Annotated in this window: 19 protein-coding genes and 1 pseudogene; 9 read left to right on the top strand and 11 right to left on the bottom strand. The window is 69.0% G+C overall.

The genetic code is table 11. From position 1 onward, the window contains the following. Positions 1 to 11: 11 nt before the first annotated feature. From cydB to cydC, 3 genes are read left to right on the top strand one after another with little or no spacing between them, the layout of a single operon-like run. A complete protein-coding gene (gene cydB / locus ACH438_RS32610; protein WP_397012266.1) occupies positions 12 to 995 on the top strand; it encodes a cytochrome d ubiquinol oxidase subunit II in 984 nt (327 codons plus the stop codon). Positions 996 to 1,005: 10 nt separating this feature from the next. Next, a complete protein-coding gene (gene cydD / locus ACH438_RS32615) occupies positions 1,006 to 2,667 on the top strand; it encodes a thiol reductant ABC exporter subunit CydD (RefSeq protein ID WP_397012268.1) in 1,662 nt (553 codons plus the stop codon). After that, complete coding sequence (gene cydC, locus ACH438_RS32620; RefSeq protein WP_397012270.1) at positions 2,664 to 4,268, top strand: thiol reductant ABC exporter subunit CydC; 1,605 nt, start codon at positions 2,664 to 2,666, stop codon at positions 4,266 to 4,268. The genes cydD and cydC overlap by 4 nt, the downstream gene beginning before the upstream one ends. 23 nt (positions 4,269 to 4,291) lie before the next feature. Here cydC and ACH438_RS32625 read toward each other — a convergent pair whose 3' ends face one another. Continuing rightward, complete coding sequence (locus ACH438_RS32625) at positions 4,292 to 5,212, bottom strand: NADP-dependent oxidoreductase (protein WP_397012272.1); 921 nt, start codon at positions 5,210 to 5,212, stop codon at positions 4,292 to 4,294. Positions 5,213 to 5,299: 87 nt separating this feature from the next. Here ACH438_RS32625 and ACH438_RS32630 point away from each other — a divergent pair, with 87 nt between their 5' ends. Continuing rightward, positions 5,300 to 5,890: a TetR/AcrR family transcriptional regulator gene (locus ACH438_RS32630; RefSeq protein ID WP_397012274.1), complete on the top strand. Its 591-nt coding sequence runs from the start codon at positions 5,300 to 5,302 to the stop codon at positions 5,888 to 5,890. A gap of 3 nt (positions 5,891 to 5,893) precedes the next feature. Here ACH438_RS32630 and ACH438_RS32635 read toward each other — a convergent pair whose 3' ends face one another. After that, the gene (locus ACH438_RS32635; RefSeq protein WP_397012276.1) at positions 5,894 to 6,559 is read right to left on the bottom strand and encodes an epimerase; all 666 of its coding nucleotides are present in this window, start codon (positions 6,557 to 6,559) and stop codon (positions 5,894 to 5,896) included. A gap of 16 nt (positions 6,560 to 6,575) precedes the next feature. Continuing rightward, entirely contained in the window at positions 6,576 to 7,469 is an 894-nt protein-coding gene (locus ACH438_RS32640) for an NADP-dependent oxidoreductase (RefSeq protein ID WP_397012278.1), read from the bottom strand. Between the two features lie 246 nt (positions 7,470 to 7,715). Between ACH438_RS32640 and ACH438_RS32645 the strand changes: the two are divergent. From ACH438_RS32645 to ACH438_RS32660, 4 genes and pseudogenes are all read left to right on the top strand, one after another. Next, a pseudogene (locus ACH438_RS32645) lies at positions 7,716 to 8,276 on the top strand (serine/threonine-protein kinase); the annotation flags it as partial. Positions 8,277 to 8,349: 73 nt separating this feature from the next. Beyond that, positions 8,350 to 10,275 (top strand): AarF/UbiB family protein, encoded by a 1,926-nt coding sequence (locus ACH438_RS32650; RefSeq protein ID WP_397012280.1) that lies wholly within the window; start codon positions 8,350 to 8,352, stop codon positions 10,273 to 10,275. A gap of 112 nt (positions 10,276 to 10,387) precedes the next feature. After that, entirely contained in the window at positions 10,388 to 10,621 is a 234-nt protein-coding gene (locus tag ACH438_RS32655; RefSeq protein ID WP_397012282.1) for a hypothetical protein, read from the top strand. Between the two features lie 64 nt (positions 10,622 to 10,685). Further along, the gene (locus ACH438_RS32660) at positions 10,686 to 12,491 is read left to right on the top strand and encodes a 1-deoxy-D-xylulose-5-phosphate synthase (RefSeq protein WP_397012284.1); all 1,806 of its coding nucleotides are present in this window, start codon (positions 10,686 to 10,688) and stop codon (positions 12,489 to 12,491) included. Positions 12,492 to 12,496: 5 nt separating this feature from the next. On the opposite strand, the gene ACH438_RS32665 is transcribed toward ACH438_RS32660, so the two are convergent. From ACH438_RS32665 to ACH438_RS32700, 8 genes are all read right to left on the bottom strand, one after another. Continuing rightward, on the bottom strand, positions 12,497 to 13,672 hold the full coding sequence (locus ACH438_RS32665; protein WP_397012286.1) for a hydroxymethylglutaryl-CoA synthase: 1,176 nt from the start codon (positions 13,670 to 13,672) through the stop codon (positions 12,497 to 12,499). Beyond that, positions 13,669 to 14,754 carry a hydroxymethylglutaryl-CoA reductase gene (locus tag ACH438_RS32670; RefSeq protein WP_397012288.1) on the bottom strand — a complete coding sequence of 362 codons (1,086 nt, stop codon included), beginning with the start codon at positions 14,752 to 14,754 and terminating at the stop codon, positions 13,669 to 13,671. The genes ACH438_RS32665 and ACH438_RS32670 overlap by 4 nt, the downstream gene beginning before the upstream one ends. Then, complete coding sequence (locus ACH438_RS32675; protein WP_397012290.1) at positions 14,745 to 15,842, bottom strand: phosphomevalonate kinase; 1,098 nt, start codon at positions 15,840 to 15,842, stop codon at positions 14,745 to 14,747. Before ACH438_RS32675 ends, ACH438_RS32670 begins: the two co-directional genes overlap by 10 nt. Then, the gene (mvaD, locus tag ACH438_RS32680) at positions 15,839 to 16,849 is read right to left on the bottom strand and encodes a diphosphomevalonate decarboxylase (protein WP_397012696.1); all 1,011 of its coding nucleotides are present in this window, start codon (positions 16,847 to 16,849) and stop codon (positions 15,839 to 15,841) included. Before mvaD ends, ACH438_RS32675 begins: the two co-directional genes overlap by 4 nt. 56 nt (positions 16,850 to 16,905) lie before the next feature. Continuing rightward, a complete protein-coding gene (gene mvk, locus ACH438_RS32685) occupies positions 16,906 to 17,841 on the bottom strand; it encodes a mevalonate kinase (protein ID WP_397012292.1) in 936 nt (311 codons plus the stop codon). A 50-nt stretch (positions 17,842 to 17,891) separates the two neighbouring features. Beyond that, complete coding sequence (locus ACH438_RS32690; RefSeq protein ID WP_397012294.1) at positions 17,892 to 18,929, bottom strand: polyprenyl synthetase family protein; 1,038 nt, start codon at positions 18,927 to 18,929, stop codon at positions 17,892 to 17,894. Positions 18,930 to 19,091: 162 nt separating this feature from the next. After that, complete coding sequence (locus tag ACH438_RS32695; protein ID WP_397012296.1) at positions 19,092 to 20,090, bottom strand: 3-oxoacyl-ACP synthase III family protein; 999 nt, start codon at positions 20,088 to 20,090, stop codon at positions 19,092 to 19,094. Positions 20,091 to 20,147: 57 nt separating this feature from the next. Further along, positions 20,148 to 20,609, bottom strand: a complete 462-nt coding sequence (locus ACH438_RS32700; protein WP_397012298.1) for a GNAT family N-acetyltransferase — start codon at positions 20,607 to 20,609, stop codon at positions 20,148 to 20,150. Positions 20,610 to 20,773: 164 nt separating this feature from the next. On the opposite strand from ACH438_RS32700, the gene ACH438_RS32705 reads away from it, so the two are divergent. Beyond that, positions 20,774 to 22,330, top strand: a complete 1,557-nt coding sequence (locus tag ACH438_RS32705; protein ID WP_397012300.1) for an amidohydrolase family protein — start codon at positions 20,774 to 20,776, stop codon at positions 22,328 to 22,330. Positions 22,331 to 22,351 lie beyond the last annotated feature (21 nt).

A 22,351-nucleotide genomic window follows, 5' to 3' on the forward strand; every position in this document is an offset into this window, starting at 1 on the left:
CGGTGCACATCATGTGGTTGGCCCTGCTGGGCTTTCTGCTCAGCGGGTATTTCGTGCTGGGCGGCTATGACTACGGCACGCAGCTGCTCTACCCGTTCGTCACCCGCAGCGAGCGGGAGCGGCGCACGGTGCGCGGTGCGCTCGGACCGTTCTTCTTCGGCAACGAGGTCTGGCTGGTCGCGTTCGCCGGAGTGTTGTTCGGGGCGTTCCCCTTTCTCGAAGGAGAACTGCTGTCAGGGCTATATCCGCTGCTCGTCACGGTGTTGCTGGGGCTCGTCGTCGGCAAGGCGGCGGTGCAGTTGCGCGGGCGGATGACCGGTGCGGCGGCTCGACGATTGTGGGATGCGCTGATTGTCATCGGAGGGGTCGTGCCTGCCGCCGGCTGGGGCATGGTGGCAGGCGTGCTGCTGCACGGTGTTCCGGTGCGGTCGGACGGCACCTACGCTCTCGACTGGTCGAGCGTGGTGAATCCGTTCGTGCTGCTGGCGGGCCTGAGCGGGGTGCTGCTGCTCGGCGCGCACGGTGCGGCGTTCCTGTCCATTCGCGTCGGAGGCCTTGCGACTCAGCGTATTCAGCGTGCGGTGCGGCCGTTGCTGTGTGCGGCTGTCGTGGCCGTTGCGGTGACAGTGGCTTCGGCTCGGGACACTGCGATCACCGAACCGTGGGTCGCACTGGCCCTGGCGTCCGTGCTGATCACGGCCTTGCTGGCCGGGCTGGTCGCCGCTACTCGAGGGCGGTACGCGCTGGCCTTCGCCGCGACGTCGATCGCTGCGGCGCTGCCGGTACCGTTGATCGGGGCGGGACTGCATCCCTATCTGCTCGTTTCCGCTGTGCGGCAGGGCATCACGGTGACGCACGCCGCGGCGGACTCTGCCACGCTGACGGTTCTACTGCCGCTCGCGGCCGTGATCGTCCCGATCATCCTCGCGTATCAGGTGTGGAGCTGGCGATTGTTCCGCGGGCGGGTCGAGGACCGCACACTCGGATACTTCTAGGCATCGCGGCATGAAACCTATTGAGCGGCAGTTGCTCCGGGAGGTCCCCGGGATTCGGCGATACCTGATTGTCACCGGTGCGGCGGCGGGTCTGTCCGCCGTGGCGATCATCGCGCAGGCGGATCTGCTGGCGCGGGTGCTCTCGGGTTCGGCGATGTCGATTCTTCTCGTGCTGGCGGGGGTTGTCGCCATCCGTGCCGCCCTGGCTTATGGGCAGACCGTCCTGGCGCGCCGAACCGCTATCGGAGTCAAAACCGAACTGCGCGAGCGCCTCCTGCGGCACATTGCACGGCTGAGACCGGCGCAGCCGGGCGGTGCGGGCCATGGACAGCTGACGACCTCGATCACCCGCGGCCTCGATGCGCTGGATCCCTATTTCACCGGCTATCTGCCGAACCTCGTTGCAGCCGTGGTGATACCACCGATCATCATCGCCCGCCTGGCGTTCGCCGACTGGCTCGCGGCGCTGACCATCGTGGTGACATTGCCGCTGATCCCGATCTTCGGCGCGCTGGTCGGGCTGCACACCCGGGCGCGAACCGAGCGCCAGTGGGCGGCCCTCTCGCGCCTCGGTGGCCATTTCCTCGACGTTCTCGCCGGTCTCCCCACACTGCGGGCCTTCGGCCGCGCACAGCACCAGATCGGTGTCGTGCGCCGCATGTCCGAGGCACACCGGTCCGCGACCATGCGGACGCTGCGAGTGGCCTTCCTGTCCTCGCTGGTGCTGGAGTGGACGGCCACGCTGTCGGTGGCCCTCGTCGCGGTACCGGTCGGACTTCGCCTGCTGGACGGCAACATCGGGCTGGCCACAGCGCTGCTGGTGTTGTTTCTCGCGCCCGAGGCCTACCTGCCGATGCGGGCCGCCGGGACGGCCTTCCACGACAGCGCCGAGGGACTCACAGTGGCCGACCAGGTCCTCTCCACTCTCGGCAGCACGGACCAGCCGACCGAATCACCTCGCGGACAAGAGCGTTCGGACCATCCCGTATCCCATCGTGGTGACCTGGTCTTCGACGATGTCACCGTGCGCTGTCCGGATCGCGAGATACCCGCAATCGCCGGCGTCCGGTTACGAATACGGCCCGGCGAACGGGTGGGTCTGGTCGGGCCGAGCGGCGCGGGTAAGTCGACCTTGCTGGCGGTGTTGCTCGGCTTCACTGAACCCGAGTCGGGCCGAGTGCACGCCGGAGGCCGCGATCTCGCCGAGATCGACTGGGACGCTTGGCGTGCCGGAGTGGCGTGGGTGCCGCAACGGCCTTATCTATTCGCGGCATCCATCGCCGAGAACATTCGGCTCGGCCGCCCCGATGCGCCGATGGCGGACGTACGGCAAGCCGCGCGGGACGCGGCGGCGGAGCAGTTCATCCGGGCGCTGCCCGATGGCTACGACACCGTGCTCGGTGAGCGCGGCGCCGGGCTCTCCGCCGGACAGCGGCAGCGGATCGCCCTCGCCCGGGCCTTCCTGCGGGATGCGCCGATCCTGCTGTTGGACGAGCCGACCGCCTATCTCGACCCCGAGAGCGAGGCGGCGGTCGTCGCGGCCTCCGCGCGACTGATGGCCGGTCGCACCACCCTCGTCGTAGCCCATCGGCCGGCGCTGCTCGAGCACGTCGACCGAGTGGTCACCATCGAACAGGGCCGGCTGCGCGAACGCGAGCGGAGCGTTGCGTGAGTATCTCTGTGCCACAGCTGCTTCGGCTACTGCTGCCGTATCGCAAGCGAGTACTGCTCGCGGCGCTGGCAGCCGCGTCCGCCGAGTTGTCGTCGGTGGCATTGATGGCCACGGCCGCGTGGCTCATAGCCCGCGCCGCCGATCACCCACCGATATCCGCGGTCGCGCTCGCCATTGTCGCGGTCCGGGCGCTCGCATTGGGTCGCGGCGGGTTCCGTTATGCCGAACGGATACTCGGCCATGACAGCGCGCTCGCGGCGGTCACCGGGTTGCGCGCCGATGTGTATCGAGCGCTGGAACCGCTCGCGCCCGAGGGAGTTTCGGCCTTCCGCGACGGCGATCTCCTCACTCGCGTGGTGGACGACGTCGATGCGGTGCTGGATCTGCTCCTGCGGTGCTTGATGCCGGCCGTTGTCGCCGCCGGGGTGGCCTTCGCGGCAACGACTTTCACGGCCACACTGGCACCGGCGGCAGCCGGCGTGCTCGTAGCAGGGCTCTTGCTCGCCGGTGTGGCGGTGCCGTGGCTGGTCTTCGTTTCGGCAAGCCGCACTCGCGCGGAGAAGGACGTCCGGGGTGCGCTGGCGGCACGAACCGTGGATCTGATCCAGGGAGCCGCGGACTTGGCCGCATACAACGCAACCGGTGCGGCCACGGCGGCGGCGAACCGGCTCGGCACCGAACTCGCGCGGCTGGAGCGCCGCCGAGCGCGGCATGCGGGACTGAGCACGGCGGCGGTCACCGCGATACAGGGCGGCACCACCCTCATAGTGGCGATGCTCGCCCTGCACACGCGGCAAAGCGCCCTCACCACCATCGTCCTCGTGGTGCTGACACTGACGACATTCGAGGCGGTCGCGCTACTCCCCGAGGCCGCTAGGCGATTCGCGGAGGTGCGGACATCGGCTCGCCGCTTGTCGGCTGTGCTCGATGCCCCGCGACCGGTCGCCGAACCCGTGAACTCCGCCGTGCCACAGGGCCATACCGTCGATATTCGCGGTTTGCGGGTACCCGGCCGCCTCGACAACCCGCTGACCCTCCGATTGGCACCGGGCCGTCGAGTCGCCCTGGTCGGGCCGAGCGGCTCCGGGAAATCGACCGTGTTCGCGGCGCTCATGCGCTTCGTCGCCTACGAGGGCAGCATCACTGTCGGCGGCGCGGAACTCAGTACGCTGCACGGAGATTCCGCCCGCCGCATCATGACCGGAATGACCCAGGACGCGCACGTCTTCACGGCGACACTGCGCGAGAATCTCCTCTTCGCAGCGCCCACCGCCGATTTCGAGGAGCTGCGCACGGCCGCCCGCCGGGCGCGCCTGCTGGAGTGGATCGAATCCCTGCCCGAAGGCTGGGACACCGTGGTCGGCGACGGCGGCACAGGCATGTCGGGCGGTCAACGCCGCCGCCTGCTGCTGGCCCGCGCCCTGCTCGCCGACCCACCCGTCCTGCTCCTCGACGAGCCTACCGAGGGGCTCGACCCGGATACCGCCGCAGCACTCCTGGCAGACCTGCTCGACGCCACCCGCGAGCGCACCACGCTGATCATCACCCACAGCGCGGCCGCAACCGCCATCGCAGACGAGATCTATTCCACAGCACCATGATCCGCCCCGGATTCCCGGATGCGCTACCCGATCCGCAGTACCGGCTTGCCACCGGCCCTGCCCGACTGGCTCAGTTCCAGCGCGGCGTGCCAATCCTCCAACGGGAAGGTGCGGGCCACCGCAACCGAGAAGCGCCCCTCGGACGCCAGCTGCGCGAATTCGCCGAGCACGTCGTAACGCGGTCCGGCGCCGGCGCCGAAGACGGTGCGCACACCCAGGTCCGCGGCCACCTCGAAGTCGTTGAACGTCAGCACATTTCCCGGCTGCTCGACCGTGCGCACCAGCTCCGGCAGCACGCCACTGGGTGGCGCGGCGTTCAGCACGGCGTCGACCGGCCCTCCCGCCAGTGCGGTCACCCGCCCGGCCACGCCGTCGCCATAACTGGTGACCGCTGCGCCGGCGGTACGCAGAGCATCCGCGTAAGTCGCTCCCGCCGTGGCGATTACGCGTGCGCCACGCTGCAGTGCGATCTGTGCCGCGGCGTAGCCGGTGGTGGTGCCCGCGCCATTGACGAGCACGGTGGTGCCCGCGCCGACACCGAGTACATCCAATGCCGGATACGCCGCGCCGACGGCCATGGGCAGCGCGGCGGCGGCGACCGCGTCGAGCCCGGACGGCCGCGGGAACCACAGCTCGAGCACGGCCTGCTCGGACGCTCCGGCGGTCGGGCCGGTGAAGGGCGCCGGGCCGAATACCGCGTCGCCGATCTCGACACCGGTCACCCCCTCGCCGACCGCGTCGACCGTGCCGGACACCTCCAGCCCGATCCCGCGCGGCAGCTCACCGGGGAACAGTCCCTCGCACAGCGCCCAGTCCGCCGGGTTCACCCCGCACGCCGCGACGGCGATCCGGATCTGGCCCGCTCCGGGACGCGGGGACTCCGCATCCTCGAGTCGCAGCACGTCGGCTGCTTTTCCGTAGCTGTGGAAGCGAAGAGTGCGCATCGAATCTCCTCCAAAAGTGACAACAGAACCTGTCGTCACTCACGCTACCAGAGTGACGACAGCATCTGCTGTCGCTATAGTTGCCGCATGGCACGATGGGAGGGCAACGCCCGTGGCCGGCTCGAGGAAGCGGCCCTGACCCTGTTCGAAGAGCAGGGCTACGACCGCACCACGGTCGCGCAGATCGCACAGCGCGCCAACCTCACCGAACGGTCGTTCTACCGCTGGTATCCCGACAAGCGCGAAGTGCTCTTCGGTGGCGCCCAGGAACTCGAGGACCGATTCCTCGCCGGCATAGACGCGGTGCCGCCGGGCACCCCCGCCCTGCCGACCCTGCTGGCCGCATTCGCCACCGCCCCACAGGTTTTCCGCCCGCGCGAATTCCTGCTCCGCCGGGCAGCGGTCATCGGCGCCAATCCCCCACTGCGCGAACGCGAACTGATCAAACTCGTCTCGATCTCCGAGACCCTCAGCACCGCCCTGCTGAACCGCGGCTTCAATTCCGAGACCGCGCGACTGGCCACCGATATCGGCTTGGCCGTCCTGCGATTGACCACCGAACGCTGGATGGCCGAGGAGCACACCGATTTCGCCGGTTTCGCCGACGCGCTCTCGGCCAGTGCCGCAGACCTGCTCGCGGTGGCCGCCGACGCGACCCCGGCCAGGGACGAGGCCTGACCCTCAGGACTCGGCTCGTGCGTTGATCTCCCGAGGCCCGAGTACCCGAGTGTCCGACCCCTCGGCCGCGACGGCGATCATCGCGCGGCCGATCTCTCGATTGTCGTTGACCGCGTTCGGCGCCAAGCGTTTGAACAACGGCATCAACGGCCCCGTCGCCGCATACGCGACGCGATACAGCGCGGTCTTCGAGACGACCCCGTCCATCGGCTGCACGAAGCCGGGCCGGAACATGTACGCCCGGAACGGGAGAGCCAGCAGGTCGTTCTCCGTCTTCCCCTTGACGCGCGCCCACATCGAACGGCCCTTCTCGCTGCTGTCGGTGCCCTGCCCCGAGACATAGATGAAGGTCATCTCCGGATTCGCCGCCGCGAGCGTGCGTCCGACCTTCAGCGTCAGGTCATAGGTGATCCGCCGGTAGTCCTCTTCCTTCATGCCGACCGAGGAGACGCCGAGGCAGAAGAAACAGGCATCGAAGTCGGCGAGCTCGCCCGCGATCGCGGACAGGTCGCTCGGGTCGGGCTGAATCACTTCGCGCAGTTTGGGATTGTCGATCCCCAGCGAGCTGCGCCCGATCGCGAGAACCTTCTCGACGCGCTCGTCCCGCAGGGACTCATTGAGTACGCCCTGCCCGATCATGCCGGTCGCTCCGAAGAGGATCACCTTCATGCCGAGCTATCTTGCCTCACACGACGATGACCCGGCGGCCACGCGTGTGCCCGGCGTGGCTGTCGATGTGTGCCGCGGCGGCATCGGCGAGGGGGTAGGACTTCTCGACCGGGATGTGGAGGCGGCCGCGTGCGATGAGGTCGGCGGCCGCCGCCAGGGCGTCCTGGACGCTGCCGGCCACGCCGGAGAAGCGGACACCGAACTCCGGTGCGCCGAGATCGGCTATGGTGACGACCTTTTGCGGATCACCGGTCAGTTCGACGAGCTCGCGGAGCACGCCCGAGCCGGCCAGATCGAGCGCCGCGTCGACCGTCCCGAGCTGCCGCACCCGCTCGGCCCAGCCCTCGCCGTAGGTCGTGGCGACGGCGCCGAGCCCGCGCAGGTAGTCCTGATTCCCGGCGCCGGCCGTGCCGATCACGGCGATACCGCGGTCGCGGGCGATCTGCAGCACCGCGGATCCGACTCCTCCGGATGCGCCGCTGACCAGCAGGGTCTGGCCGGGCCGTACCCCGACCTGGTCGATGATGCGCAGTGCGGTTTCCACCACCGAGGGGTAGCCGGCTGCTTCTTCGAAGCTCAGCCCCTCGGGCATGCGGGCCCAGGCCGACAGCACGGCGAACTCGGCATAGGTGTTCGAGCCTTCGCCGAACACCTTGTCGCCGACCGTGATTCCTTCGACGCCGTCACCGGCCTCATCGACCACACCGGCGGCGTCCAGGCCGATTCCGGAGGGCAGAGCGATCGGATGGGCGTGCAGGATTTGGCCCTCGCGGATGCGCCAGTCGACGGGGTTCACGCCCGCTGCTCGCACGGCGATCCGCACCTGGCCAGGGCCCGCGTGGGGTTCCTCGGCGTCTACGAGTTGCAGCACGTCGGGGCCGCCGAACTGGGCAAAGCTCACTCTCTTCATGAAATCAACGTAACACTACCCGTTAGTGTTTTGTATCGGTTGCTTATTTGAGTCCGATAGTGCAATATGCCGCCCTGCCGGTGCGGCCACCGCTCGGGCCAGGGCGATCGGCTGTAAGCTCCTATGCGGCAAGGCAATAGGGATTGCCGGTGAGACAGGAAGTTACGAGGCGCGGCGTTGATGCGGCTGGATCCGGGAGCGGAATTCGCTGGTTACAGGATCGAGCGGGTTCTCGGGGCCGGGGGTATGGGGGTTGTCTATCTCGCCCGGCATACGCGGCTCGATCGGCATGTGGCGTTGAAGGTGTTCGGCATGCCCGTCGGTGGCGCCGCGCTGCTGGATTCGCGGGGGCGGGCTCGATTCGATCGGGAGGCCGCGGTGGCGGCGCGGCTGGAACATCCCGATATCGTGCCGATCTACGATCGCAGCGCACCCGACGACGAAATCCCCTGGATCAGCATGAGATACATCAACGGGGGCGATATCGCCGGGCAGATGGCCGAGGCGGGCGGGCGATTGCGCGCGCCGGACGCGGTGCAATTGATCGCCGATGCGGGGCATGCGCTGGATTACGCGCATCGCCGCGGTGTGCTGCATCGCGATGTGAAACCGGCGAACATCCTGGTGGACCTGACCGATCGCGAGGCCGGTCATGCCGTGCTCACGGATTTCGGGATCGCGCGCGCCTTCGACGACACCTTGACGCTCACCGGGACGAGCGCGACCGTCGCCTATGCCGCGCCGGAACGGTTCGGCGATACACCGGCCGATCACCGGGCGGATATCTATTCGCTCGGCTGCACCCTCTTCGAAACCCTCACGGGTAGCCGGCCTTTCCCGCGCGCCGACCAGGCGGCCGTCATCTCCGCGCACCCGCCATGTGCCCGACCAGCAGGCCAGATATCGCGCCATCAGCGAGAAGCTGGCCGCCCTGTCCGCGGCGGAGTTGTCGCAGCCCTGGAAGATCGGATTCGAATACCTGCCGGATGCCGTGCTCGTCGGGGCGAGCCGCTATCCGGTCCTGAAAATGGAATGGGCGCAGGGCACCACGCTGGCGGCCTGGCTCGATGTGCACCACCGGGACAGCCGCGCGGTCGACCGGGTGGCGGAACGGTTCGCCGAGCTGATCTCCGATCTCGCGGTGTACGGCATCGCGCACGGCGATCTGCAGCACGGCAATCTGCTGGTGGCCGACGACGATACGCTGCGGCTGCTGGACTACGACGGCATGTTCGTCCCCGCGCTGGCCGGGCTGGGCGGCACCGAACGCGGGCACCGGAACTATCAGTCGCCGCAGCGCGGGGATTTCGACTTCGATGCGACGCTGGACCGATTCTCCTCGTGGGTCATCTATCTCGCGCTGAAGGCCGTCGCCATCGATCCGGACCTGTGGGAGCGACTGCACGAACCGCAGGGGGAATATCTGCTGCTGCGGGAGGCCGACTTCGAGGATCCGTCGATCTCGCAGCGCTTTCCGGCCCTGCTCTCGCATTCCGACGGGCGGATCCGGCGACTGGCCGAGGAGGTCCGGCTACTGGTCGGGCGGCCGCTGATGACCTTGCCCGCCTTGGCCACAGCCATGGCCGAGACGCCGTTGCCCGCGCCGCCGGACGGGGGAGCGGGCGGCAACGGCCTGCCGCGGTGGATGGCGGGACACGTGGCCCCGGTCGCGCTGCTGCCGCGCATCGAGGTGCCGGCCGCACTCGACGGGAAGCCGGGATTCTCCGGGCGCCGGACCGCCGATGTTCTGGTCCTGCTGCTGTTGCTGCTCACGCTGCTGATCCCGGTGGCGTGCCTGAACTTCGGCGCTCCGGTCGCGATCGCCGCCGGTCCGATCCTCGCGGCGGCCCTGGCGATGTCGGCCGCCCGGCGGTCGCGGGTGGAGCTGGTCGCGCTCCGGCACTACGTGCGGGATCTGGAAGTGCACCGCCGCGGGATCGTGGACACCGCCGACGCGGCGGGGGCCGTGCAGCGTGACCGCGCGCTGCTCGATGCCTCGGAGCAGCAGCAGCTGGCGCATCTCAACGGTCTGCGAGATCAGTTGCGGCGTCAGTACGACAAGGAACGGGCCGAGATCGAGCGGCATCGGGTCATGGCCTCGGCCGGTCTGGATCGCCGCATCGACGCACTGGGCCAGGCGCTGCAGGATGCGCTCGCGGCCGCCCTCTTGGAGGAGCAGCGTGAATTCGTGCAGCGCGAACTCGCCACGTTCAGCCTGTCCGGTGCGGCGATCGCGGGCATCGGGCGGGGGATCGCGGCGGAACTGGCCGAGCACGGGATCCGGACGGCGGCCGACTTCACCAGGATTCGGCTGCGCCACGGTGTGGGCGGCGATACCGCGGTGACCACGACGTTCTTCCTGCCGAACGGGCGCTCGGTGCATATCAGGGGCATCGGGGAGGCCACGGCGAATGCGCTGATGGAGTGGCGGGACCGGCTGGCCGCAATGATGCGGGCGCGGTGCACGATTCAGTCGCCGGCCCTGGCGCCCGCGATAACCGACCGGTTCGCCGCCGATCGCCGCCAGCTCGAGGAGCAGCGCCGGGTGATCGGTTCGGATGCCCGCACTCGCAGCGAAAATGCCAGGCAGCGGCTGGAAATCAGCCAGCGCGGCCTCTCCGAGGAAGCCGCGACGGCGGCCGCGGCGGTGGCGAAGCAGCGCGACGAGCTGGCGCGGCGCATGGCCAAGATCCAGAACGCGCCCGCCGAACTCGCGGCCGTCGACGCCACCATGGCCGCCGCGCGCCGCCGGCGCCGGGCGCTGTCATCCCTGCATTACGTGCGCTTCATCGTGATCGGCCACTAGCAAACTTCCGGCCGACCCGAATTAACGGTTTTCCTTCGTTTTTCGCGCGAGATCAGCACTACTCTTCCATCTGGAAACAACCGCTCGCAGTATCGAGGATGAGGAGAATTCGGTGAACGGGAAGTTGCTCGATTGCGCGGTCGTCGCGGCGGTCGTGGTTACCTTCTTTGCCTTTGCGATCTTTCACTCCGGGGTCGCCAACCTGCTCGTGGCATGGTTCGGACTGGTCGCCTTCGGTTACTACAACGTCTACGTGCGGCACGACCCCGATGCGGTGAACGCGACCCAGACCGGCGGGCGCCTGGTGAACCACGACAGCACGCTGCGCCCGGCCTGGCGGGCCTGACCAATACGGTTGGCTCCAACGGAAGGTGGGTGTGCCGGGGGTTCGCGGGAATATCGTTGACGGCGTGGGCAAGCCATTGACGGATATCGCCTCCCCGGACGACCTGCGGCGACTACCGCCCGAGCAGCTACCGCTCCTTGCCGCGCAGATTCGACGGCTGTTGCTCGACACGGTGCTGTCGAGCGGCGGTCACCTCGGTTCCAATCTCGGCGTGGTCGAGCTGTCCATCGCGTTGCACCGCGTCTTCGATTCGCCCCGGGACACCCTGCTGTTCGACGGCGGTCATCAAGCGTACGTGCACAAGATCCTCACCGGGCGGCGGCTGGCCTTCGCCTACGGATTGCGCAAGGAGGGCGGGCTGTCGGGCTATCCCGATCGCGGGGAGTCCGAGCACGATGTGATCGAGAACAGTCACGCCTCCACCGCGCTCGGGTATGCGGACGGGATCGCGAAAGCCCGTGCGTTGCAGGGTGTCACCGATCGCGCGGTGGTGGCGGTCGTGGGTGACGGTGCGCTCACCGGCGGGATGGCCTACGAGGCGTTGAACAATATCGGCGCCGCGCCGCAGCGGCCGGTGATCGTCGTGCTGAACGACAACGGGTTCAGCTGTGCGCCCACGGCGGGCGCGATCGCACGGCACCTGAGCCGTCTGCGCGCCGGGGAACCGGCGAATGCCCTGGGGCCCAGCGTATTCGATCGCACGACCGTGTTCGAACAGCTCGGCCTGAGCTATCTGGGACCGGTGGACGGTCACGACATCCCGGCCCTGGAGAACGTGCTGCGGCAGGCGCGAGCGTTGCGCCGGCCGGTGGTCGTGCACGTGACCACCGTCAAGGGGCAGGGCTATCCACCGGCCGACGCGGATGCCGAGCGGATGCACACCATCGGCTCGGGCACCGGTGGGGTGGTCGACCCCGAAAGGCCGGTGTGGAGTGAGGTTTTCGGTGAGGAACTGGTGTCGATCGCGCACCGGCGCGCCGATGTCGTCGCCATTACGGCGGGTGCGCCGGGCCCGACCGGGCTGACCGCGTTCGCCGCGCGCTTCCCGCATCGCTGCTACGACGTCGGAGCCGCCGAACAGCATGCCCTGGCCAGTGCGGCGGGCGCGGCCACGGCGGGCCTGCACCCGGTGGTGGCGATCTACTCGACGTTCCTCAATCGCGCCTTCGATCAACTGCTCTTCGATGTCGCCCTGCACCGGCTCCCGGTGACCCTGGTGCTGGGCGGCGCGGGCATCACCGGCCCGGACGGGGCCAGCCATCACGGTCTTTGGGACCTCACCCTGCTCGCGGCCGTACCCGGAATCCGGGTCGCCGCCCCGCGCGACGGGACCACACTACGCGAACTGGTGGGCGAGGCGATCGGCTGCGACACCGGGCCGACCGCACTGCGATTTCCCCGGGACGCGGTGGGACCGGATATCCCGGCGGTCGAGAAATGGGGACCGCTCGAGGTGCTCTACCGATCCGCACGACGCGATGTGCTGCTGATGGGTGTGGGTCCGGTGGCGGCCGAATGCGTCTCCGCGGCACGGCAATTGGCCGAGGTCGGCGTCCATGTGACGGTCGTCGACCCGCGTTGGGTGCTGCCGATCACCGATGTGCTGATCGGGGTGTGCCTGCGCTACCGGCTGGTCGTGGTGGTGGAGGAGAACACCGTCGCGGGCGCCGTCGCCTGTGCGCTGGCGCGGGCGCTGACCGCGGCCGGTGCGCCGATTCCGGTGCGCGGCATGGGACTTCCGCATCGGTTCCTGTCGCAGTGCGGCCGCAGCGAACTGCTGGACGAGGCCGGGTTCACGGCCGAGGGGATCGCGAACGTCGTCGTCACCGCCCGGACCGAACTCGTCGACGGCCGGACGGTGACGTCGTGACGCGACTAGTGCAGGACGACCTCGTAGATACGCTTGTCGTCCCGGATGGCCGCGATGCGGAAGGCCCCTTCGGATTCCCTGGGGGAGACGAGGTTTCCGACGGCCGCGCGCAGGGCATCGGGCAGTTCGCGGTAGCGGTCGAAGGTGATCGGTTTGCGGTGGGCGAGCATCTCGGCATTGGCGACGGTGCGCAGCTGGTCGCGATAGCCGGAAACGACTCGCCCGCTGAAGAACTCGGCCACATTGCCCGAGCCGTAGCTCAGGAACGCGATGGGCCGGGCGGTGAGATCGGTAGTGCTGTCGAGCAGGGCCGCCAGCGCGACGTACACCGAGGCGGTGTAGCTGTTGCCGAGCAGGCGGTTGTAGGTGGTGGTGGCCAGCAGCGCCGCGTCGAGATCGGCGGAGCTCGGGTTGAAGCCGTTGGCCTGCAACAGATTACGGTGAGCCTTGTAGGCCATCTTGGTGAACGGCTGGTGATAGCAGAACGCGGCGAACTCGGTGAGGGCCAGGCCGCCGCGGCGCCGATAGTCCTCCCAGGCCCCGAGACTGGCCCGCAGGTAGGCCTCGATGGACAGCTTGCCGTCGACCAGCGCGGTGGTGCGGTGATTGGGCCGCCAGAAGTCCATGATGTCCTCGGAATAGATGCCGGAGACGGCATCCAGCGCCAGAATGGCCGGATCGGCGGTCACCAGCATGGCCACCGCGGCCGCACCCTGGGTCGGTTCGCCGGGCGAATCGGGCTGGTATTTCGCGATATCGGAGGCGATCACCAGTACTCGCTGCTGCGGGTCGCGGGCCACCAGGGCGGCCGCGAACTGCAGGGCGGCGGTGCCGCCGTAGCAGGCCTGCTTCAACTCGACGACGCGGCAGTCGTGCGGCAGGCCGAGCAGCGGATGCAGGAACAGGCCCGCCGCCTTGGATTGGTCCACACCGCTTTCCGTGGCGAACAGCACCGTGCGCAGGCCCTCGGTGCCGTGCCGTTCCAGGATCGGCTGGGCCGCCGCGGCGGCCATGGTGACGATGTCCTCGTCGGCGGCGGGCACGCTCATGAGTTCTTGCCCCAGCCCGAGGTAGTACTTGTCCACGTCCACGCCGCTGCGTTCGGCTAAGACGGCGAGGTCGAGGAAGTAGTGGGTGGCGGCCAGCGAGAGGTCGTGGATTCCGACGGCGATCGGATTCATGGGTTGCTCACCAAATTTCGTGTGTCGGGACGTTCGAGCCTGGTATGGGCGCGCATCAGCTCGCCCGGATTGGTCTGGGCTGCCAGCAGGGACAACTCACCGCACAGGACTGTTGCGGCGGCGAGCACGGCCAGCCGGCGGGCATTGTCGCCGGGCGGGCGCGGGGCAAGGCAGCCGAGCCGGCGCAGGGCCGACTCGACGGCGGGCAGGGCCTTGCCGTTGCCGTGGGTGCCGACAATGAGATTCGGCAGCGTGCAGGAGAAGTAGAGATCCGCGCCGCGCTCCTCGGCATGGGTGATGCCCTGCGAGCCCTCCACGATATTGGCGGCGTCCTGACCGGTGGCCAGGTAGAAGCCGAGCAGCATATTCGCGTAATGCGCGTTGGCGGAACGGATGCCGCCGGCCAGGATGGTGCCGATCAGGTTCTTGCGGACATTGAGCTGCGCCATCCGCGCCGGCGTGGTGTGCAGGCGGTCGCGCACCAGCGCGCCCGGAATGAGGATCTCGGTGACGACATTCTTGCCGCGGCCGAGGATGCCGTTGACCGCGGCGGCCTTCTTGTCGACGCAATAGTTCCCGGAGATCGATTCGTAGCGCAGCCCGGGAATGGTGTCCAGGATGTGGGTGATGAGCCGGTCGGCGGCCAGGGTCGCCATATTGTGGCCGGAGGCGTCACCGGTGGTGAACTCGAAGCGCAGGAACAGCAGGTTGCCGGTGATCTGATGATGCAGTCCGATCAGCTGCGCGTAGCGGCTGGTGCCGGCCACGATCGTCTGCAGTTGCGGTAGTTGACGTTCCAGCTCGCGTGTCGCGGTGAGCGCCGCGGCGGCGTCGTCGGCCTCCAGCAGGATGGAGCGGGTCATGCGGTCGTCGATCACGGTGGCGACGATGCCGCGGTCGAGCGCCGTGCTCAGGCGTGCGCCGCGCCGGACCGAGGGCCACAGCGGCGATTCGTAGGTGGCCAGCGGGACTTCGACATCCTCCTCGAACGCGCCCGAGATACGCAGGGGGCCTACCCATTCCAGTGGGATCGCGGCGTGTTCGCCTGTCGTCGCGGCGTGTTCGCCTGTTGTCATTGCCATACCCGTCCTTCCGAATACACGCTCAGCCGCAGGGGTTGTATCCGGGCCACGTCCCAGCGCTTTTCCACCTCCTCGATCTGGTCCTGATCGAGGGCGTCCGCGATCGCGATGCCGCAGTCCCCGCCACCGGCTCCCGAGGGTTTCCCCGCTGCCCGGGCGGCCTCGGCCGCCCAGCACAGCGCGTGCAGCCGGGGCGTCATGATGCCGATCCCCATGGCATCGTCGAAGGTGATGAGCCCGGTTCGGGCCCAGCGGATATCGCGTTTGATGAGGAACGGATTGTCGGCGATGAGATCCTCGATGAGCAGCCGGACCGTGGTCGCGGTGCTGGCGAGGAAACGCTCGTAGGGCTCCCCGCCGCTCTCCGGATCCAGCCGGCCGGCCAGGCGATGGGTGACGGCGGGCCGGCCGGTCCAGCCGACCAGCAATCGCACGCTGACCGGTTCGGGCAGATGCCGGATCGCCAGGCCCGGCCAGGGGGCATGCAGTGCGGAGAGCATGCCGTAGGCGGCGCGCTGCGAGTTGATCAGCCAGCGGTCCGGTGAGCTGTAGGCCAGCCAGCCGGTCCAGGTGGCGGCGGCCACGTCGGCGCCCGAGGCCTCGGGATGCACGGCCAGCGTGGCCAGCAGCGCCACCCGGTAGCGATCCTCGCGGGTCAGGTTCAGGCGGTAGAACCGGTCGAGCGCGGCGACGGTCGCCACGGTGACCGCGGCGCTCGAGCCGAGCCCGTACTTGCGGCCGTCCGGCTCGGCCAGTTCGCTGTGCACGACGAGGCGGAAGGACCTGGGGGACAGTTCCCGTTCGCCGAGCAACTCCTCGATGGCGTCGATGGCCGCGAGCACGAACGCGAAGGCGGCGATCGGGGCGCGCGCCCCGATCGGGATGAGCGACTGCCCGGATCGCCTGCACGCCAGCTCGACTCCGCCGTCCAGATCGGATTCGAGCAGCACCGTATCGAATTCGCCGTGCTCGGACAGCGAGACCGTGACGAAGCGGTCGACGGCCACCAGCACCGCGCAGTGCCCGGGCTCCAGCACGGCGTATTCCCCGGCGATGAACAGTTTCCCGGGGGCACGGCACACGATCATGCGCCACCGCCCGAGACCAGCGCGGCCCCCGGCCCGGGCCGCGCGATGAAGGTGCGGATGTGCTCGCCCGCCGCGCCCAGCGCGGCGGCCACGGCCACCGCATCGGATTCATGGCACAGCGCCACCACATTCGGGCCGGCGTCGACGGTCGCGTAGACGCACAGGCCCTGCTCACGCAGGTGCAGAATGCGATCGAGCACGGCAACCGACTTGGGCGAGAGGTACCGGATCGGCGGGCGCGCGGCCAGCATGGTGGCATGCATGCCCAGTGCGTTGTGCTCGGCGATCCGGCCGATCGCGTCCAGGTCCGCGCACCCCAAGGCGGCCCGGATGCCGGCTATGTCGGCGGCGCAGGTACTGGCCCAGACCAGATACAGCGGTGAGGTGCTCAGCGTGCGGTGCATGGCATCTCGGCTCGAGATCCGCTTGGCCCGGTCGTCGACGACCGTGATCACCATGGCGGGATCGAATTCCGAGGTGTACAGCTCCTCGGCGTAGGAGGAACGATCACCGTCCGCGCCCCACCCGGCCCCGGCATGCCACAGCACGAACCCGCCGTGCACCGAGCGGCACGCCGACCCCGAGCCGCGCCGGGCCAGCCGCGACAGGGTCGCGCGATCCGGGCGCAGCCCGTAGACCGTCGCCGCGGCCAGCGCCAGGGCGGCGAAACCGCTTGCGGAGGAGGCCAATCCGGCCCCGGTCGGCACCGAGTTGCGGGTGTGCACCACGGCATGACCGGAGGTGCCGGCGAGTTCGCGGATCAGGTCGAGGAAGCGGGCGATCCTGGCCCGAATGTGTTCGGGGGCAGGCTCTTCGCCGAAGGTGACGGTATCGGTGCGCGCGTGCGGGTCGATCGAGACAGTGGTGACGGTGGGGAAGATGTCCACCGTCATCGAAAGGCTGTCCGTCACCGGCAGAATGAGGGACTCGTCGCGCTTGCCCCAGTACTTGACCAGCGCGATATTGGGATGCGCGATGGCGGTCGCGTGATCCGGGGCCGATTCCACGGCAGCGGTGCGTGATTCGTGACCGGCGCCGGATTCGCGGCCGGTGTAGAGGATGCTCACGACGCACCGCCGAGCGTCGTGACCCAGGTGCGGATGGCGCCCGCCTCGGTCAGCGCGGCGCGAATTCGCTGCTGGCTCTCGGTATCCGGGTCGGCCAGCGCGATCACGCAACCGCCCAGACCGCCGCCGGTGAGCTTGGCGCCGTGGGCGCCGGCCCGCAGCGCGGCCTCGGCGAGATGATCCAGCCGGGGCAGGCTCACGCCCAGTCCGCCGAGCACGCGATGGAATTCGCTCAGGGCGCGACCGAGTTCGGCGATCCGGCCCGCACTCAGGAACTCGGCCGACTCCTCGACCAATTCCCTTGCGTGCGTCAATATCTCACTGCCCCGGCGTGGATCGGCGGCGAGCCGGGCCGCGACGGCGGCCACCGCCGGTCGCGTCTCGCCCCGGATGCCGGAGTCGGCGATGATCAGTCCGGCGCGCACCCCACAGGCGGCCGGGCGGCTCTCACCCCGCTCGAATCGGATCGGGTCCGTGGCGATGACCGCGGCGGTGTCGATCCCGCTGGCGCGCCCGTGCGCGATCCGCTCGCCGAACTGCACCGAGTCGTAGAGTTCCGCCGCATCGAGGTCCCGGCCGCAGAGCTGGGCCACGGCCCGCACGGCCGCGGCCGTGCAGGCGGCGCTGCCACCCAGGCCGCGGGCGGGCGGAATGCCGATGTGCAGGCGCAGATCCACGGTGGCGTCCGTGATTCCCCACCGCCGCAACAATTCCTGGACGGCCTGATCGGTGCCGGACCGTGTCGTGTCCGAGATGATCGGGGCCGTGGTCGTGTTGGTGCCGCCGAGATAGGCGATGGCGTCGATCTGCAAGCGGGGCACCGGAACCGCGATGGCCGGGGTGCCGTGCACGACGGTGTGCTCGCCGATCAGGATCACCTTCGCATGCGCGTGACCGGTGCCGCGCAGGCGCATTCCCCGGGAGTCGTCCATTGCGGTAATCCGTTGTGCCGCGGTCGCTTCAGAGTTGGCTGTCGTCATGACTACCGGTCCCGGTGAGCGACACGGTGTGCCAGCGCTTGCAGTTCCGCGGACCCGGAGTAGGCCGGGAGCGATTCGAAGGCCGCCGCCACCCGTTGCGCCGCATAGTGCAGTGTGGGCTCGGCGCCGCCGGCGGCATCCAGCAGCCGGGTGGCCGCCGCGACATCGGCTGGCGACATCGGTTCCCGCGCCCGGTACAGCCGGGCCAGGTGCCCGGCCTCCACGGAACCCGAACTCAGCACGCGCACAACCGGAAAGGTCCACTTGCGGCGCGCGAGATCGCTGCCCGCCGGCTTACCGGTCAGTGCCGGATCGCCCCAGATGCCGATGACATCGTCCACCAGCTGGAACCCGATCCCGACGGCCCGCCCGAAGGCATCCATGGCCTGCACGGTCGCCGCATCCGCGCCCGCGGTGAGCGCGCCCAGGGCACACGCGCAGCCCATCAGCGCGCCCGTCTTGCCCATCGACATCGAGAGGTAGTCGCCCACGGTCACTTCGCTGCGGGTCTCGAAGGCGCAGTCCAGATGCTGGCCCCGGCACAGTTCGATGATGGCATCGGCCAGGCGGAGCGCGGATTCGGTGATGGCACCCGCCGGGGCCCCGGCGACCAATACCTTGGCCGCGAGCGCGTGCAGGGTGTCGCCGACCAGAATCGCATTGGGCGCACCCCAGACCGTCCACACCGTGGGCCGGCCGTGCCGGATGGGATCGGCGTCGACGATATCGTCGTGCACCAGCGAGAAGTTGTGCAGCAGTTCGACCGCGGACGCGGCATGCGCGACATCGGCGGGTGCGCCGCCGCAGGCGTGCGCGGCGGCCACCGTCAGGGCCGGGCGCAGCGCCTTACCGGGCGGATTCGATGCCACGCGGCCCTGGGAGTCGAACCAGCCGAAGTGATAGCCGGTCATGACGTCGAGCGGCGGTGGCAGCGTCGCCACCGCGTTCCTGAGGATCGGGTCGATGAGGGCGCGGGCCTGCGCCAGTTGCCTCGAGGCCGAAGACCGTTGCACAGCCGATCCGGTAGCCAATGCGGGCATGCGGAGTCACCTCCAGAAGATCGGATTCACAGATGGGCGAATGTTCACCGTGCGGCCGAATGCCGTCCGTTCACGGTAGGAGAGCGGATCGCACGGCGTGCCAAAGTGTTCGATCACCAACGCGGAGTGGAAGCGGCCACCCCAACTTCTGTTGGTCTCCGGTCACAACTCCCGGCGCTGCGCCCAACGCAACAGACACGCCCCGGCGGCCATACCGCCGCCGAATCCGATCAGCAGCACCAGATCGCCGTCGGTGAACTCGGCGCTCGCCTGGTCGAGGGTGACCGCGATCGAGGCGCTGCCCATGTTGCCGAGGGCGTCGATGGTGCGGTGGATGCGGGTGTGGTCCAGTCCCGCCTTGTGCGCGAGGTCGTCGATCAGCCGCCCGTTGGGCTGGTGGGGCACAACGTGTTCGATATCGCCGAGTTCGAAGCCGGCCGCGTGCACCACCTCGCTGATCAGCGGCGGCAGGATGTCGAGCAGGAAGTCCGCGGTGGCGTGGCCGTCCATCTTGAAGTAGTGCGCACCAGCGTCGACGGTGGCGTGCGAGGCGGGGGATCGGCTGCCCCCGGCGGGCACCCCGAGCAGGTGGTGCATATTGCCGAAGCTGCGCAGCAGCACGCGCTCGATGCCGTACGGCCCGGGGACCGGGCCCACCACCGCGGCACCGGCGCCGTCGGCGAACAGCACCGCCGTGCGCGGATCACTGAAATCGAGTATGCGCGAATACACATCGGCGGCGATGACCAGCGCCCGCCCGCCCGGATGCAGGGTGAGCAGGGCGTGCGCGAGTTCGAGCGCGTAGACGAAGCCGCTGCACACCACATTGATATCGAGGCAGGCCGCGCGGTGCGCCTGCAGCGCGTGCTGGACCAGCGCGGCGGTCGGTGGCTGCGGTGAATCACCGGTGGAGGTGGAGACGATCAGGTAATCGATATCGTTCTCGGACAAGCGCGCCGCGGTGAGCGCGCGCCGCCCGGCGAGGACGGCGAGATCCGAGGCCGCCTGGTCGGGGGCGGCGTAGCGCCGGCTTCTGATCTGTGTCTTGAGTTCTATCCATTCTGGCGAAGTGCCTGTCCGCGCGGCCAATTCGGCATTGGAGATCGTACGGTCCGGAACATAGGAACCGGTCGATATGATCCCGATCGATTGCTGAATCATGCCTTCCGACGCTAAGGGTCCGGGACCCGGATCATCCAACGCTGGTTGTGGCCATGTTCAGCAGGTCGATGCACCGCGCGGGGCATGGAGAATGGTTGGTCCGGCGTAATCGGTCAGGTCCCATTCGGCGATGACCCGGTCGGTCGGGGCGTCCGCGGCCGCGCCGTACATGTCCGGCACGAACTGCTGCGCAGCGGCTCCGATGACATCGAGGTAGAAGTGGGCGTTGCGGGTATCGACCGGGTCGAAGGCCCAGCGGACGGTCAGCAATCCGCGCGCCAGCGCGAAATCCGCGAGCGCTCCCATCATGGTGCGGCCGATACGGTTTCCCTGATGCTCCGGATGCACGACTATCAATTGCAGATAAAGATAAGGCGGGGTCCAGGAGTCGGGGAGACAGGGAAATCCATAGGCGAAACCGACCAGTTCGGATCCGATCCGGGCGCCGAATACGAAGCCGTGATTGTTCGCCAATCCGGTGAGCAAGCGCGGGCCGAGCGTGCAATCCGCCGGCGGCACCCGGAAGACATTCCGATACAGCGCGATTCCCTCGGATATTTCCGCCGGATCGCGGAATTGATATATCCGGGGCTCGGTCGTCGGCGAAAACCGTGGCGGACAATCCATGCGGCGATCATAGCGGCGGTCTTTCCGCATCCGAAGCGCACCATCGAGAGGGAGCAATGATGTTCGACACCGTGATTCGCGCCGGCAGTGTGCTCGATGGCTCCGGACGGACGGCCTATCCGGCCGATATCGGCATCGCCGGCGGGAAGGTCACCGCCGTGGGCGGTTTGGCGGCGGCCCGCGGACGGCGCGAGATCGATGCGCGGGGCCGGCTGGTCGCGCCCGGCTTCGTCGACGCCCACGTGCACGCGGACGCCCGCATCCTCGACGCGGACGTACAACTCGCGGCCCTGCGACAAGGCATCACCACCATGATCCTGGGCCAGGACGGGCTGTCCTTCGCACCCGCCGATGCCGAGACCCTGGACTGGGTGGGCAGCTACTTCGCCGGCGTCAACGGCCGCCATCGCACCCTCGAGGTACCCGCGAACGGGCGGGTGGGGGTCGCGCGCCTGCTGGCGACCTATCGCGGTTCCACCGCGCTGAACACGGCATATCTCGCCCCGCACGGCACGATCCGGCGATTGGTCATGGGCGGGCGGGACTATCGCGCCTCCGGCGCGGAGACGGCCCGCATGCGCGACCTGGTCGGCGGGGCGCTGGCCGACGGCGCCATCGGCCTGTCGAGCGGACTGGGATATCTGCCCGGCCGCTACGCCGACGCCGCCGAACTCACCGAACTCTGCAAGCCGCTGGCCGCCCGGGGCCTGCCATACGTCACCCATATGCGCGGCTACGAGGAGCGGGCCGGCATCGGCATGGCGGAAGCGGTCGCGATCGGCTGCGGCGCAGGGGTTCCCGTGCACATCTCGCACTATCACGGCCCCGCGCGTTCGCTCATCGCGCTGCTCGGGCAGGCTCGTGCGAATCGTGCGGACGTCTCGTTCGACAGTTATCCGTATCTGAAGGGCGCCAGCGTCCTGACCGCCGTCCTGCCCGAATGGCTGCCCAGCGGCGATCCCGAACGGCTGTGTGACGTGCTGTCGGACAGTCGTATTCGGCATCGCCTGACGGTCGAGATGGGTCCGGACCGATCGGCCCGGGTGACCTTGGCGCATATCCCGGAAGCCCGTTTCTCCTGGGCCGAGGGCCTGACCCTGCCCTGCGCCGCCGAGCGCGCCGGGCTGACCGTCGGGGAGCTGTGCGCCGAACTGCTCATCGCCACGCGCGCCGAGACCGCCATGGTCTTCGACTATCCGGCCACCACCACGATCGACGATATGCGCGCGCTCGCAGCCGATTCCGCGCATGTCGGCGGCTCGGACGGCATCTACATCGGCGGGCGCCCGCATCCGCGCGGATACGGGGCCTTCGCGCGATTCCTGCGCGGGCAGGTCCGCGAGTGGGGGGATTGGTCCTGGGCGGACGCGATCGCGCATCTCTCGACCCGGCCCGCCGAACGATTCCGGTTGCCGCAGCGCGGCCGGCTGGCGCCCGGATATGCCGCCGATGTCATTGTCATCGATCCGAATACCGTGGCCGATCGCGCCGAATACCACAATCCGCGGGAGTTGGCCGTGGGTATCGATGATGTTCTGGTAGCGGGGATTCCGGTGCTGCGCGCGGGCGCACTCACCGGCGCCACACCCGGATCGCCCCTTTGCCCGAACTGACCGACACGCCCGGACCGCCAC

Origin of the sequence: Nocardia sp. NPDC020380, assembly GCF_044386975.1 — a bacterium.
In the GTDB taxonomy this organism is placed as follows: Bacteria; Actinomycetota; Actinomycetes; order Mycobacteriales; family Mycobacteriaceae; genus Nocardia.